Annotated in this window: 8 protein-coding genes, 1 tRNA gene and 1 rRNA gene (1 of these 10 cut by a window edge); 5 read left to right on the top strand and 5 right to left on the bottom strand. The window is 63.8% G+C overall.

What is annotated here, in order from left to right:
- Window positions 1-32: 32 nt before the first annotated feature.
- Window positions 33-677 (top strand): TIGR02594 family protein, encoded by a 645-nt coding sequence (locus N2602_RS36475; protein ID WP_260381119.1) that lies wholly within the window; start codon window positions 33-35, stop codon window positions 675-677.
- Window positions 678-888: 211 nt separating this feature from the next.
- Here the strand turns inward: N2602_RS36475 and N2602_RS36470 are convergent, their stop codons facing one another.
- Window positions 889-1,677, bottom strand: a complete 789-nt coding sequence (locus tag N2602_RS36470; protein ID WP_260381118.1) for an MOSC domain-containing protein — start codon at window positions 1,675-1,677, stop codon at window positions 889-891.
- A gap of 242 nt (window positions 1,678-1,919) precedes the next feature.
- On the opposite strand from N2602_RS36470, the gene clpB reads away from it, so the two are divergent.
- Window positions 1,920-4,559, top strand: coding sequence for an ATP-dependent chaperone ClpB (gene clpB, locus N2602_RS36465; RefSeq protein WP_260381117.1), 2,640 nt, complete (start codon window positions 1,920-1,922; stop codon window positions 4,557-4,559).
- A gap of 42 nt (window positions 4,560-4,601) precedes the next feature.
- Here clpB and N2602_RS36460 read toward each other — a convergent pair whose 3' ends face one another.
- Window positions 4,602-5,042 carry a nuclear transport factor 2 family protein gene (locus N2602_RS36460; protein WP_260381116.1) on the bottom strand — a complete coding sequence of 147 codons (441 nt, stop codon included), beginning with the start codon at window positions 5,040-5,042 and terminating at the stop codon, window positions 4,602-4,604.
- A gap of 33 nt (window positions 5,043-5,075) precedes the next feature.
- Here N2602_RS36460 and N2602_RS36455 point away from each other — a divergent pair, with 33 nt between their 5' ends.
- Window positions 5,076-5,888: an AraC family transcriptional regulator gene (locus N2602_RS36455; RefSeq protein WP_260381115.1), complete on the top strand. Its 813-nt coding sequence runs from the start codon at window positions 5,076-5,078 to the stop codon at window positions 5,886-5,888.
- Window positions 5,889-6,077: 189 nt separating this feature from the next.
- Here the strand turns inward: N2602_RS36455 and N2602_RS36450 are convergent, their stop codons facing one another.
- The 3 genes from N2602_RS36450 to N2602_RS36440 all read right to left on the bottom strand — a co-directional run bounded on the left by N2602_RS36450 (window position 6,078) and on the right by N2602_RS36440 (window position 10,263).
- Window positions 6,078-6,341, bottom strand: coding sequence for a hypothetical protein (locus tag N2602_RS36450; RefSeq protein WP_260381114.1), 264 nt, complete (start codon window positions 6,339-6,341; stop codon window positions 6,078-6,080).
- Window positions 6,342-6,424: 83 nt separating this feature from the next.
- Window positions 6,425-8,044 carry an SMP-30/gluconolactonase/LRE family protein gene (locus tag N2602_RS36445; RefSeq protein ID WP_260381113.1) on the bottom strand — a complete coding sequence of 540 codons (1,620 nt, stop codon included), beginning with the start codon at window positions 8,042-8,044 and terminating at the stop codon, window positions 6,425-6,427.
- 155 nt (window positions 8,045-8,199) lie between these two features.
- Entirely contained in the window at window positions 8,200-10,263 is a 2,064-nt protein-coding gene (locus N2602_RS36440) for a M23 family metallopeptidase (RefSeq protein ID WP_260381112.1), read from the bottom strand.
- Window positions 10,264-11,375: 1,112 nt separating this feature from the next.
- Here N2602_RS36440 and N2602_RS36435 point away from each other — a divergent pair.
- Both N2602_RS36435 and N2602_RS36430 read left to right on the top strand, forming a co-directional pair.
- A 16S ribosomal RNA gene (locus N2602_RS36435) occupies window positions 11,376-12,864 on the top strand.
- A 188-nt stretch (window positions 12,865-13,052) separates the two neighbouring features.
- A tRNA-Ile gene (locus N2602_RS36430) sits at window positions 13,053-13,054 on the top strand (it continues 75 nt past the right edge of the window).

Below are 13,054 nucleotides of genomic sequence, written 5' to 3'. Positions count from 1 at the left end.
CGGGAAGTGGGGGTGTCAGCTAGGGATGAAGAATGGTTGAGTTGTTTGCGTATCGCCTGTCGCGTTGTGTTGTCGCGCTGGCGCTTCTCTTCGCGGCGGTCGCCGCGTTCGGTTCTCCGGCCTCGGCGCGGCCGCATCATCGTCATAGCGCAGAGCGGCACGTGTACGTGCACCACGCCAGACATCATCATCACCGCCACCATGCGAGAGGCTCGCGCTTCGAGCGCAGCGCGGCGCAATTGCAGGCGAGCGGTTTCGCCGACACCCAGGCGAGCTACGATCCGAACGCGAATGCGGGCGGCGCGGGCATGAGCGGCGGCTTCGGTGGCGGATCGGGCCTGGTATCCGAGGCGCGCCGCTACATCGGCGGCAATCCGACCGGACGCGGCAGCCTGTGGTGTGCGCGCTTCATGAACATGGTGCTTGAGCATACCGGCCATAAGGGCTCAGGCTCCGACATGGCGAGCTCCTTCGCGCGCTACGGCACGCGCATCTCCGGTCCGCAGGTCGGCGCCATCGCCGTGATGTCGCGCGGCGGCCGCGGCGGTCATGTCGGCATCATCACCGGCATCGACGCGCAGGGCAATCCGATCATGATCTCCGGCAACAACGGCAACCGCGTCCGCGAAGCCCCGGTCTCGCGCGGCCGGATCTATGCCTATGTGATGCCGAATTGAGGCTCTTCGTCGTCATTGCGAGCGAAGCGAAGCAATCCAGAATCCCTCCGCGGAAATACTCTGGATTGCTTCGTCGCTTCGCTCCTCGCAATGACGGAGTGCGTGGAGACAGGTGCCGTAGGGTGGGCAAAGGCGCGCAAGCGCCGTGCCCACCGGCGGTATGTCAGCGTTCAACGGTGGGCACGCTTCGCTTTGCCCACCCTACGTTAGCTTAGATCAGCCTCGGCTCTTCCACCGCCACCACATCACCCACGCCGACGTCACCGTCGGCGATCACCTCGGCATAGATGCCGCAATCCATGTGGCCGAGATGGCGCGAGAGCGTCGGTGGTATTTCGAGATCGCGCCTGGCGGTTTCAGGGTCGACATTGGTGGCCGGGCAGCGAACGATGCGCTTGATCACCTTCAGCCGGGCCTGTCCGATCGCGAGCGTCTGGCCGACGAGGTCGAGCTCCGACCAGGCCGGCCAGCCCTTGACGTAGAGATTGGCGCGGAAGCGCAGGGGATGCACGGCGACGCCGCCGAGCATGGTCTCGATGGCGCGGACGCTGCCGAGATTGATGATGGAGACGACCTTGCGGGCGACGTCGGAGAAGCTATGGTCGCGGCCGGACAGAATTTTGGGCGGGCCCTTCAACTCGGGCTGGAAGTTGTCGCGGAAATAGGCCTCGATGGCGGCGCGCCCGGCTGCGCTCTCGAGATCGCCGCAGGCGACGATCTGGCCGTCCTTGCGGATGGTCAGCACGTTGGTTTCGTCGTCGAACCGGCTGTCGAGCGCGGCCAGCCGCTCATTGCGCGCCAGCATCAGGAACTGGATTTTCGGTTTCCATTCGGGCGCCTCGGGGTCGAACCCGCTCGGGCCGTTCTCGATGGCGTAGCGGCGGTCGGCCGGCAGGGTCAGGCCGGTCCGCAAAGGGGCGCGCAGCAGGCGTTCCGGCGTCAGGCCCTTGACGGGATAGCGGTAGAGGCCGGTGATCTCGGCGGTATGGCTGGCTGTCATGCCGCTACTTAAGGGATTCGGCGGGCCGTCGCCAAGCGGGCGGATCAGCGCACGAAATTGTGAACTTGCCTCTACCGATCCGAGGGCACGCTTCCCACATCTGGGTCAGGCCGGCGCCAGCGCCGGCTGATAAGCGACCGCTTGCTGTGTTGAGGAACGTCAACGCATCAGGCGGAAACCCAATGAAGATGCCGTTCGGGGTGCCTGAGAGGGCCCCGAGGGCAGGCCGAGGGACAGAAAAGATGAATATCGAGAAGTATACCGAACGCTCCAGGGGCTTCATCCAGTCCGCGCAGTCGCTCGCGATGCGCGAGGGGCACCAGCAGTTTTCCACCCTGCACGTGCTGAAGGTCCTGCTGGACGACAATGAGGGGCTCGCCGCCGGTCTGATCGACCGCGCTGGCGGCAATTCCCGTGCAATTCTGAAGGCGACCGAGGACGCCCTCAACAAGGTGCCGAAGGTCTCCGGCGGCGGCGCCGGGCAGATCTACCTCGCGCCCGAGCTGGCCCGCACTTTCGATGCCGCCGAAAAGGCCGGCGAGAAGGCCGGCGACAGCTTCGTCACGGTCGAGCGGCTTTTGCTCGGGCTGACGCTGGAGAAGACCAGCGAGGCCGGCACCATCCTCAACAAGGGCGGCGTCACGCCGCAAAACCTCAACGCGGCGATCGAGGCGCTGCGCAAGGGCCGCACGGCCGACTCTGCGACCGCCGAGAACGCCTATGACGCCCTGAAGAAATATGCCCGCGACCTGACCCAGGCCGCGCGCGACGGCAAGCTCGATCCGGTCATCGGCCGCGACGAGGAAATCCGCCGCACCATCCAGGTGCTCTCGCGGAGGACCAAGAACAATCCCGTCCTGATCGGCGAGCCCGGCGTCGGCAAGACTGCTATCGCGGAAGGTCTCGCGCTACGCATCGTCAACGGCGACGTGCCGGAGAGCCTCAAGGACAAGAAGCTGCTCTCGCTCGACCTCGGCGCCCTGATCGCAGGCGCGAAATACCGTGGCGAGTTCGAGGAGCGGCTGAAGGCCGTGCTGCAGGAGGTGACCGGCAGCGAGGGCACCTTCATCCTGTTCATCGACGAGATGCACACGCTGATCGGCGCCGGCAAGGGCGACGGCGCGATGGATGCCTCCAACCTGCTCAAGCCCGCGCTCGCCCGCGGCGAGCTGCACTGCATCGGCGCGACCACGCTCGACGAATACCAGAAGCACGTCGAGAAGGATGCCGCGCTGGCGCGGCGCTTCCAGCCGATCTTCGTCAGCGAGCCCTCGGTCGAGGACACCATCTCGATCCTGCGCGGGCTGAAGGACAAGTACGAGCAGCATCACGGCGTGCGGATCACCGATTCCGCGCTTGTGGCGGCGACGACGCTGTCCAACCGCTACATCACCGACCGCTTCCTGCCCGACAAGGCGATCGACCTCATGGACGAGGCCGCGGCGCGGCTGAAGATGCAGGTCGATTCCAAGCCGGAAGAGCTGGATTCGCTCGATCGTGAGATCATCCGGCTCAAGATCGAGCAGGAGGCGCTGAAGAAGGAAAGCGATGTCGGCTCCAAGTCCCGGCTCCAGACCCTGGAGAAGGATCTCGCCGAGCTCGAGGAGAAGTCGGCGGCGCTGACGGCGCGCTGGAGCGCGGAGAAGAGCAAGCTCTCCGATGCCCAGAAGCTGAAGGCCGAGCTCGACGCACTTCGTGTCGAGCTCGCCAACGCGCAGCGCCGCGGCGAATTCCAGAAGGCCGGCGAGCTGGCCTATGGACGGATCCCGCAGCTCGAGAAGCAGCTCGCGGACATCGAGGCCAAGGAGAATTCTGGCGAGATGATGGAGGAGGCGGTCACCGCCAACCATATCGCGCAGGTGGTCTCGCGCTGGACCGGCGTGCCCGTCGACAAGATGCTGGAAGGCGAGAAGGAGAAGCTCCTGAAGATGGAGGAGCAGCTCGGCAAGCGCGTCGTCGGCCAGGCCGAAGCCGTGCGTGCGGTCGCAACCGCCGTGCGCCGCTCGCGCGCCGGCCTGCAGGACCCGAACCGCCCCACCGGCTCGTTCATGTTCTTGGGGCCGACCGGCGTCGGCAAGACCGAGCTGACCAAAGCCTTGGCGGAGTACCTGTTCAACGACGAGACCGCGATGGTCCGCCTCGACATGTCCGAATACATGGAGAAGCACTCGGTCTCGCGGCTGATCGGCGCGCCTCCCGGCTATGTCGGCTATGACGAGGGCGGTGCGCTCACCGAAGCGGTGCGGCGCCGGCCCTACCAGGTCGTGCTGTTCGACGAGATCGAGAAGGCGCATCCTGACGTCTTCAACGTCCTGTTGCAGGTGCTCGACGACGGCCGCCTGACCGACGGCCAGGGCCGCACCGTCGACTTCCGCAACACGCTGATCATCATGACCTCCAACCTCGGTTCGGAATATCTGGTGAACCAGCCGGAGGGCGAGGACACCGCGGCCGTGCGCGAGCAGGTGATGGGAATGGTGCGGGCGCACTTCCGCCCCGAATTCCTCAACCGCGTCGACGAGATCATCCTGTTCCACCGTCTGCAGCGCAGCGAGATGGGCCGGATCGTCGAGATCCAGTTCGCGCGTCTCCAGAAGCTCCTGACCGATCGCAAGATCGTGCTCAGCCTCGATGCCGCCGCCCGCGACTGGTTAGCTGCCAAGGGCTGGGATCCCGCCTACGGCGCAAGGCCGCTGAAGCGGGTGATCCAGCGCTACCTCCAGGATCCGCTCGCCGAGATGATCCTCGCCGGCGACGTCAGAGACGGCGACAACGTCGCGATCTCGGCTGAAGGCAACGTTCTGACCTTCAACGGCAAGGCGCCGCAGACCGCGGAGATCGCGCAGTTCGAGGCGCCGGTGGCGAAGCGGAAGCTGAACTGATGAAATACACGCCCTTCGTGCCAAACTCGCGGAGGGCGTTTTTCAATCCGCGAAGAACGCGTCCACCACTGCCTGATCGCGGTCGTAGACCCAGCATTCGCTCAGCAGGCCTTCGCGCACGGCATAGACCAGCAGCCGTTCCAGTTCAGCCGTGCGACCGTCCCGGCTGAATGATTCCCGTGCGAGAATGGCGCCGCGCCGCGGTCCGGCCATCACTTCATCGATGCCGAGAAGTTTTCGGTTGGAGCGGCGTGCGACCTCGGCCAGAGTGGCAAGAGCGGCCGTCTTGCCGTGGTGAGTGCCGGCGAGCGGGTTATGGCCGGCATAATGCAGCATGAATTCATCGTGGTAGCAGGCGGCGATCGCGGCGCCGTCACCGGCCTGCCAGGCGGTCGCGTAGCGCGTGACGGCGGCGCGTATCGCGGCGATTTGTGCGGCGTCATCTACAAGAATTCTATTCATCGATGTGATCTCCCGGGTCATCGGCAGCGCTGTGCTGGTGCGCTATGATAAGGCATGACCTCGCCCCCCGACTTTCAGGAACTGGCTATCAGCACGCCGCCCAGCGGCGGACCGAAGAAGGCGCGGATGCTCGATTGGGACGCGCGGGTGATCTATCTCGGTCCAGCCTTCGGGTTGACTCCCCACCGCAATGCCACCGGCGTGCTGGCCGTCGCGCTCGACGGGGCGATAGACGTAGCTAACGATCCAAGGGCGCGCTCGCCGTCTTATCGCCAGACCCGCAGCGTGCTGATCACGCCCAACAGTCTGCACCATCTCCGCATCGACGCCGGACCGACCGCCTTTCTGTATGTCGATCCCCTCGGGCGCGATATCGAGGCGCTTCGTTCACGAATGAAGGAGGTAGGATCAAACGTCGCGTTCGACCTGATCGACGAGAGGTCGGTCGTCGCGCTGTTCCGCGACATTGCGGAACGACGCCTCGCATCAGAGGACGCCCGGCAAGCAGCCCGCGATATGCTTGGGATCGGATCAAATCCGCAGCCGGATGCGAGAATTGCCGCCGCCATCGAGCGGATGCGCGAGGAGCCCGGCGGTTCGCACACGCTTGCTGAACTGGGCCGCAAGGCCGGGCTTTCGTCCTCGCGCTTCCTGCATCTTTTCAAGGACGTCACGGGTGTGCCCCTCCGCCGCTACCGCATCTGGTCCCGGATCGGCGCTGCCGCGCGGGCGGTCGCACAAGGCCAATCGCTGACCGAGGCCGCGCATGGCGCGGGCTTTTCCAGCTCCGCGCATTTCAGCACGGCCTTTCGCGACATGTTCGGCATGATGCCGTCGGAATTGTTCGCACGGCTGCGCGCGGGTTAGCGTCTTCAACGTGCTGTTGCAGGCGCTCGACGACGGCATGCTGACCGTACCGTCGATTCCGCGACATGCTGATCATCATGGCCTCGAACCTCGGTCCGAGTAGCTCGTGAATCAGCCGGAGGGTGAGGATCTGAAATGAAATCCGCCCCGGAGGGTCACCTCTCCGGGGCGTCTTGTTTTGCTGTCTCGCTAGTTGCCGGGCGCCGAGGCGGAGTGCGGCTCGACGCCGTCCTCCTCGTCCTCCTCGAGCTCCGACAAAATATCCACCAGCTCGCGTACCCGGCCCTGCGCCAGCGGGCGCAGATCGTTGATCATCGGCTCGTCATTGGCGAGCCAGGCCTGGGCTTCAGCGAGTTCTTCGGCGGTCGCGCCGGTTCCGATGATCTGGGCAATGGTCACGTCGTCGGCACGGTCCACGGCCTTGACGACATCGTCGCGTGAGAGGCGCGTCATGGGCGATCCTCCTGCTGGCTTCGGTCAGCGTCTAACCGAGAACCGGCGTGCCGGTTCCCGGGCCATGCCCGTGCGCGCCATTCCTACTTCTTCACAACCTTGTAGATCGCATTCTCGACGTCCGAGCTGAAGTAGATCGTACCCGTCGCGCCGACGGCAACGCCGGTGGGGACATGTGTCGGCAAACCGCCGGGTGCGCCGGTCAGGCCGATCGGGAGATTGGCGGCGATCTCGGTGATCTTGCCGCTCTCCGGTGCGATCTCGATCAGCCGCTTGGCGCCGACCTCCGCCACGATGAGCTGGCCTTCGGGACCTCTTGCGATGCCTTCCGGCATCTTCAGCTCCTTGGCAATCACGGTCTTTTCACCGTTGCTGTCGATCCTGGAGACGAGGCCCGCAAACGCCTCGGTCAGGTAGACCTCGTCGGATTTCCCGCGAACGAGGCCGACCGGGCCTTCGAGCGCGCCGATCAGCGTGGTGCGGTCCTTGCCGTGCTCGCCGCTCACCTTGACCAGCGACTTGGTGCCGAGCTCGGCCACCAGGATGCTGCCGTCGGCGAGCACGACCGCGTCATGCGGCGCCTTGAAGTCGTGCAGCATCTCGCGCGTCGCGCCGGTCTTGCCGTCGACCACCTGCACGGTGCCGGTGAACCAGCTCGACAGGACCACGTCGTTGCCCTTTGCCGTCGCGCTCATCGGATATTCGAGCGTGACGCCGGCAGCGTGCATGCGCGCCTTCTCGGTGACCTCGCCGGTCGCCCCGTCCACCGTGCGATAGGCGAACAAGTCGGCGACGTGGATGGTGTCCTTGCCGTTCTCCGAGGTGACACCGATGCCGCCGGGCAAAGCGAGCTTGCCGATGATGATCTGCTTGGCCTGGCCGGTCGCGGGATCGACCTCCTGGATGCCGTTGTCGGCCATGTTGGAGACGTAGATGCGGTCCTTGTCGTCGATGGCGAGATTGTCGAGCGAGGGCTTCAGCTGCGCGACCATGGTCTTGGCGCCGGACTTCGGATCGACCCGGACCAGCTGGCCGAGCGCGGTGTCGATCACAAAGAGGTTGCCTTTGGAATCGAAGTTCACGGCGGCCGGGACCTTGAAGCCGTCGGCGACGACGGTCAGCTCGGCCTTGTCGACGTCGACCCTTGCGACCTGCCCCTTGAACCAGAGCGGGCCATAGAGCTTGTCATCGGGACCGAACTCGAAGCCGTTGAGGCCGCCCATCTTCTCCATGATCTGGCGTGGCGGTTTGACGCCCTCGACGTCGATCTCGTAGAGCGCATCGCCGAGGAAGACGGTGGTGGCGTAGAGCCTGCCGTCCTTGCGGAAGGCGAGCGAGTTGATGCCGGGAAGCCCGGACGCGAGCTTCTTGATCGGTCCGTCGCCCTTGCGCGCGTAGAGATCGCCGGCGAGGAAGCCGGTCCAGGCCATGGTGCCGTCGGGTGCGAATGCGATGTCGTCGGCCATCCCGACCGGTGCTGGGATTGCAACCTTGGCGTTGCCGCCGGCGATGTCGACCTCATAGAGCGCAGCGCCAGCGACGCTGCCGGCAAACAAATGGCCGGCCTTGTCGACACCGAGCCCGTGCACACCGTGGAACGCCGAGCCCGGCACCAGCCTCGTGACCTCCCAGCCGTCGGCCGATGCGCTCGTTGTGGAGAACAGCGCAGCAACCAAGGCTGCGCAGGCGAGCCTGCTCTTCATGGCGTGACCTCCCGCTTTTTGGAAAGTATTCGCCCGTCCTGCGGCTTTGGCAAACGAAACTTGACGTTGAAACGCCGCGAAAGCGGCCCGGCTGCGCAGCCTTCTTGTTTGAAATTCCGTTTGAAAATGCCGGCCGATACCGGCGGGCTGCCGATTTACCGGTTGGTGACCTGCAGCGGCCCGCCGGTCGCGTCCGACATGCGGGCGATAGCGCCGCCGCGGCCGCTCATCATGCCGTCGAGCCGGTCGCGCTCCTTCTCGAAGCTTGCCAGCATCGGGCCCTCCAGCGAACGGCCGCGCGGCAGCTTCACGCGCATCGGATCGACGAAGCGGCCGTTGACCAGGATCTCGTAATGGACGTGCGGGCCGGTCGACAGGCCGGAGGAGCCGACGAAGCCAATCACCTGGCCCTGCCGCACCTTCTTGCCGACCTCCATGCCCTTGGCGAAGGCCGACATGTGGCCGTAGGCGGTCTCGTAGCCGTTGGAATGCTTGATGCGGATGTACTTGCCGTAGCCGCCCTCGGGGCCCGCCTTCTCGATCACGCCGTTGCCGGAGGCGAAGATCGGCGTGCCGTAGCTGGTGGACCAGTCGACGCCGGTATGCATCTTGACGTAGCCGAGGATCGGGTGGCGACGGCCGCCGAAGCCGGAGCGCATGATGGCGTTGTTGACGGGCTTTCTGACCAGGAACTTCTTCGCGCTCTTGCCGGTCTCGTCGTAATAGTCGACCAGGCCGTCGTCGGGGCTCTGGTAGCGGTAGTATTTCTTGGTCTCGCCGCCGACGGTGAGCGAGGCGAACAGCACCTCGTTCTTTTCGCTCGACGTCACGCCCTCGTCCTCGCCGGCGTAGAACACGTCGAAGGAATCTCCGGGCTGCACCTTGCGCTGGAAATCGACGTCGTAGGAGTAGATCTTGATCATGTCCTCGATGACGGGCATCGGGACCTTGTTGCGCATCGCGGTTTCGTAGATGCTCTGGTAGAGCCGCACGCCGGAGCCGTCATCGTCATCGTCGTCGTCGCTGCTGGCGTTGGCCGCGGTATCGGCGACGGTGTTCATGCTGGAGACGTCGACGGCGACGTACTTGCCGAGGTCGGACAAGGCCGCGATCGCTTCCACCATCGTGTCGTTTGCAACCACGACGCGATACGGCTGCAGGCGGGCGCCGGGGCTCGCGGGCGCCATCAGGATGCGAAGCTTCTCGCCTTCCTTCAGGCCGCCGTCGCGGCCGCGCGGTCCGAGCGTCGCGGTGATCGCCTTGATCTCGTCGGCATTGGCGCCGAGATCGCGCAGCACCGAAGCGACGCTGTCGCCCTTCTTGACCATGTGGACGCGTTCGCCGTTGGGATTGCCGCCGGTGATCTGCTCCTTGGTCTTGGGCAGCAGCGTGACGTTTTCCGGCACCACGCGCGTCTCGAAGCCGGCATAGGGATCCGACGCCGAGACCTCGGCTGCGTAGGCGGTTCTGATCTCGGAGGGACCGGTCGCGCCGGAGATGTCGGCGGCCGCATTGGCGAGCGAGGCGTAGCGCACCCCGCCATTGCCGCGCCAATTGGCGGCATCGCGCACCCGCATCAGGATGTCGTCGAGTGCCACCACCGCGGAAATCTTGGCCTTCGGCAGCACCGGCGACAGGTCCTTGGTGACGAAGGACACTTCCGCGTCGGGCTCGACGGCTTCGGGATTGTTGGGATCGTCGGACGCCGTCTTCGGGTCGGAGCCGACATCGGTCAGCAGGCGCTGGGCGTTGAACGGCGGGATCTTCGCCGACAGATCGCTCGTCGTCATCGACAGATTGCCGGCGATCCGCACGAACGGACGCACCCGCATCACGTCACGGTTGCCGACGCGGGCCACGGTCGAGACGCGCATCACGTTGCGCGAGGCCGTGGATTCGCTCGGCGGCGGCAGGCGGTCGCTCTTGTGCAGCGTGGCGGCGCGATCGGCGGCGCCGAATGCTCCGCGCAGCGCGCCTTCGACCCGCTCCGGCACCTTGGCGAAGGTCATCTCGCCATCGAGAGAAGCGAAAACGGCGCCGCCGATCAGGGCTGCGCCGCAGAGTCCGGTCAAAATTGTCCCGCTGAACCATTGCACCGAGACGCGGCGGCGGTCGATCACGGCGGCTTCAGAACCATCGACGGACAGCGGCGGCTCGTGGCCGAGATCGATGATCCCGGTCTCACGCCCGTAAGCGCCGCGTGACGTCCTGTGGTTCAACCCAAGTCCCCCAATCAACGACCCAAGATGCCCGTTCTCGAACCTGGTCCCGGCTGCCCTCTTGAACGGGGATCGCCGGAAAAGGCAAGCCGCACAGCCATCCGCGCCCAGAACGCCCCTTGATGGGGCCGGCCGGAATTACGAACAGCTGGACGGGTAAAGCTCTCTCGATGTCTTTCGAATGCCGAAGGAAGGTCGCGTCATTTGCAAGATCGCCTTCCTCTGACCCCATGAAAATCGCCGGCAGCCCCCACAGGCATCCCCGCGATTCAAGCTTGTCTCTTATCAGAACGCCGCGGGATTGTGGCTCAAGTACGGCGCCAAATATGGAAAAAGTTTCCTGAACGCCGAGCCGTAAAGACCCTCCGTGCGACCACTGGCGGAGCTCGGGCCGGGCGGGGACAGGGCCCCATCCAGCGGGGGAGCGGGCGTCTGGCCGGGAGCCCTCAGACTGGGAACGGGGCACGCCTGCCCAGGGTTGCGGGGGCGGCGAGGAAGGGGTCCGGGGAGGGGCCCCAAGGCGCCTTCCGGAGCCCGCCGGCGGGCAAACTTTTTTCAGATTTTTTGCCGGGCGGGATCGTCCGACGCGCCCGGTGGCCTTCTAACTGGCTGGAATCGTGGATGTTTTATCGCTGCTCCACTGTGCGACGATTTGTTGACGATTGGCGTTGACAGGCCGGAAGGTGGGGCCTATAACCCCAACCACTGAGCGCGGCGCCGCCGGGTCACTGACCAAGGCGAGCGAACGCGCCACTGATGCTCCTCACCTTGTTGAGTGACACAACAGCCGACACCAGTCGGTTGGAGTTCATCCATCGTCGGTAAGGGTGTCGGAACCCTTCCTCTCAGGAAGGTTGAGGCCTCTCCGGTCTCGGGCTGTTTGACAAGTGAAGATGAAGAAAGAGAAACGTGGACGGCGGAGTCCTTGCGGGTCTCGCTTCCGAAAAGCTTCGGCTTTTCTGATCGAGACCGGACGAAAGACTTCGGCGGTACACGTTTTAAAGGAAACACCATCGTTGCCAGCGATGTGAATCGCGGGCAGCACATCGACTTCGGTCGATAATGGTGGGACCTCGTCAAACGTTGTGATCAGCCGGTTCAAAGTTCAAGTCCAACTTGAGAGTTTGATCCTGGCTCAGAGCGAACGCTGGCGGCAGGCTTAACACATGCAAGTCGAGCGGGCGTAGCAATACGTCAGCGGCAGACGGGTGAGTAACGCGTGGGAACGTACCTTTTGGTTCGGAACAACACAGGGAAACTTGTGCTAATACCGGATAAGCCCTTACGGGGAAAGATTTATCGCCGAAAGATCGGCCCGCGTCTGATTAGCTAGTTGGTGAGGTAATGGCTCACCAAGGCGACGATCAGTAGCTGGTCTGAGAGGATGATCAGCCACATTGGGACTGAGACACGGCCCAAACTCCTACGGGAGGCAGCAGTGGGGAATATTGGACAATGGGGGCAACCCTGATCCAGCCATGCCGCGTGAGTGATGAAGGCCCTAGGGTTGTAAAGCTCTTTTGTGCGGGAAGATAATGACGGTACCGCAAGAATAAGCCCCGGCTAACTTCGTGCCAGCAGCCGCGGTAATACGAAGGGGGCTAGCGTTGCTCGGAATCACTGGGCGTAAAGGGTGCGTAGGCGGGTCTTTAAGTCAGGGGTGAAATCCTGGAGCTCAACTCCAGAACTGCCTTTGATACTGAAGATCTTGAGTCCGGGAGAGGTGAGTGGAACTGCGAGTGTAGAGGTGAAATTCGTAGATATTCGCAAGAACACCAGTGGCGAAGGCGGCTCACTGGCCCGGTACTGACGCTGAGGCACGAAAGCGTGGGGAGCAAACAGGATTAGATACCCTGGTAGTCCACGCCGTAAACGATGAATGCCAGCCGTTAGTGGGTTTACTCACTAGTGGCGCAGCTAACGCTTTAAGCATTCCGCCTGGGGAGTACGGTCGCAAGATTAAAACTCAAAGGAATTGACGGGGGCCCGCACAAGCGGTGGAGCATGTGGTTTAATTCGACGCAACGCGCAGAACCTTACCAGCCCTTGACATGTCCAGGACCGGTCGCAGAGATGTGACCCTCTCTTCGGAGCCTGGAGCACAGGTGCTGCATGGCTGTCGTCAGCTCGTGTCGTGAGATGTTGGGTTAAGTCCCGCAACGAGCGCAACCCCCGTCCTTAGTTGCTACCATTTAGTTGAGCACTCTAAGGAGACTGCCGGTGATAAGCCGCGAGGAAGGTGGGGATGACGTCAAGTCCTCATGGCCCTTACGGGCTGGGCTACACACGTGCTACAATGGCGGTGACAATGGGATGCTAAGGGGCGACCCTTCGCAAATCTCAAAAAGCCGTCTCAGTTCGGATTGGGCTCTGCAACTCGAGCCCATGAAGTTGGAATCGCTAGTAATCGTGGATCAGCACGCCACGGTGAATACGTTCCCGGGCCTTGTACACACCGCCCGTCACACCATGGGAGTTGGTTTTACCTGAAGACGGTGCGCTAACCCGCAAGGGAGGCAGCCGGCCACGGTAGGGTCAGCGACTGGGGTGAAGTCGTAACAAGGTAGCCGTAGGGGAACCTGCGGCTGGATCACCTCCTTTCTAAGGATGGTTCTTCAGAAGCTTGCTTCTATCGAACCGTTTTAGAAACATCAGTGGCCAACAGATCGCCAGATCGTTGAGCTGCATTGGCGGGATTTCGCCGTCTTCGTTTCTCTTTCTTCGCGGACGAACACGCGCTGGGCCTGCATCGAGCAGGATCCCACGGTCCCTGACGGGATATGCGTTAGGG

The sequence above is a fragment of the Bradyrhizobium sp. NC92 genome (genome assembly GCF_025200865.1).
In the GTDB taxonomy this organism is placed as follows: domain Bacteria; phylum Pseudomonadota; class Alphaproteobacteria; order Rhizobiales; family Xanthobacteraceae; genus Bradyrhizobium.
This window is presented reverse-complemented; position numbering and strand designations above follow the sequence as displayed.

Coding starts and splice junctions, on each gene's coding strand:
- N2602_RS36475 (WP_260381119.1), top strand. CDS start 33: ATGGTTGAGTTGTTTGCGTATCGCCTGTCGCGTTGTGTTGTCGCGCTG.
- N2602_RS36470 (WP_260381118.1), bottom strand. CDS start 1,677: ATGACAGCCAGCCATACCGCCGAGATCACCGGCCTCTACCGCTATCCC.
- clpB (WP_260381117.1), top strand. CDS start 1,920: ATGAATATCGAGAAGTATACCGAACGCTCCAGGGGCTTCATCCAGTCC.
- N2602_RS36460 (WP_260381116.1), bottom strand. CDS start 5,042: ATGACCCGGGAGATCACATCGATGAATAGAATTCTTGTAGATGACGCC.
- N2602_RS36455 (WP_260381115.1), top strand. CDS start 5,076: ATGACCTCGCCCCCCGACTTTCAGGAACTGGCTATCAGCACGCCGCCC.
- N2602_RS36450 (WP_260381114.1), bottom strand. CDS start 6,341: ATGACGCGCCTCTCACGCGACGATGTCGTCAAGGCCGTGGACCGTGCC.
- N2602_RS36445 (WP_260381113.1), bottom strand. CDS start 8,044: ATGAAGAGCAGGCTCGCCTGCGCAGCCTTGGTTGCTGCGCTGTTCTCC.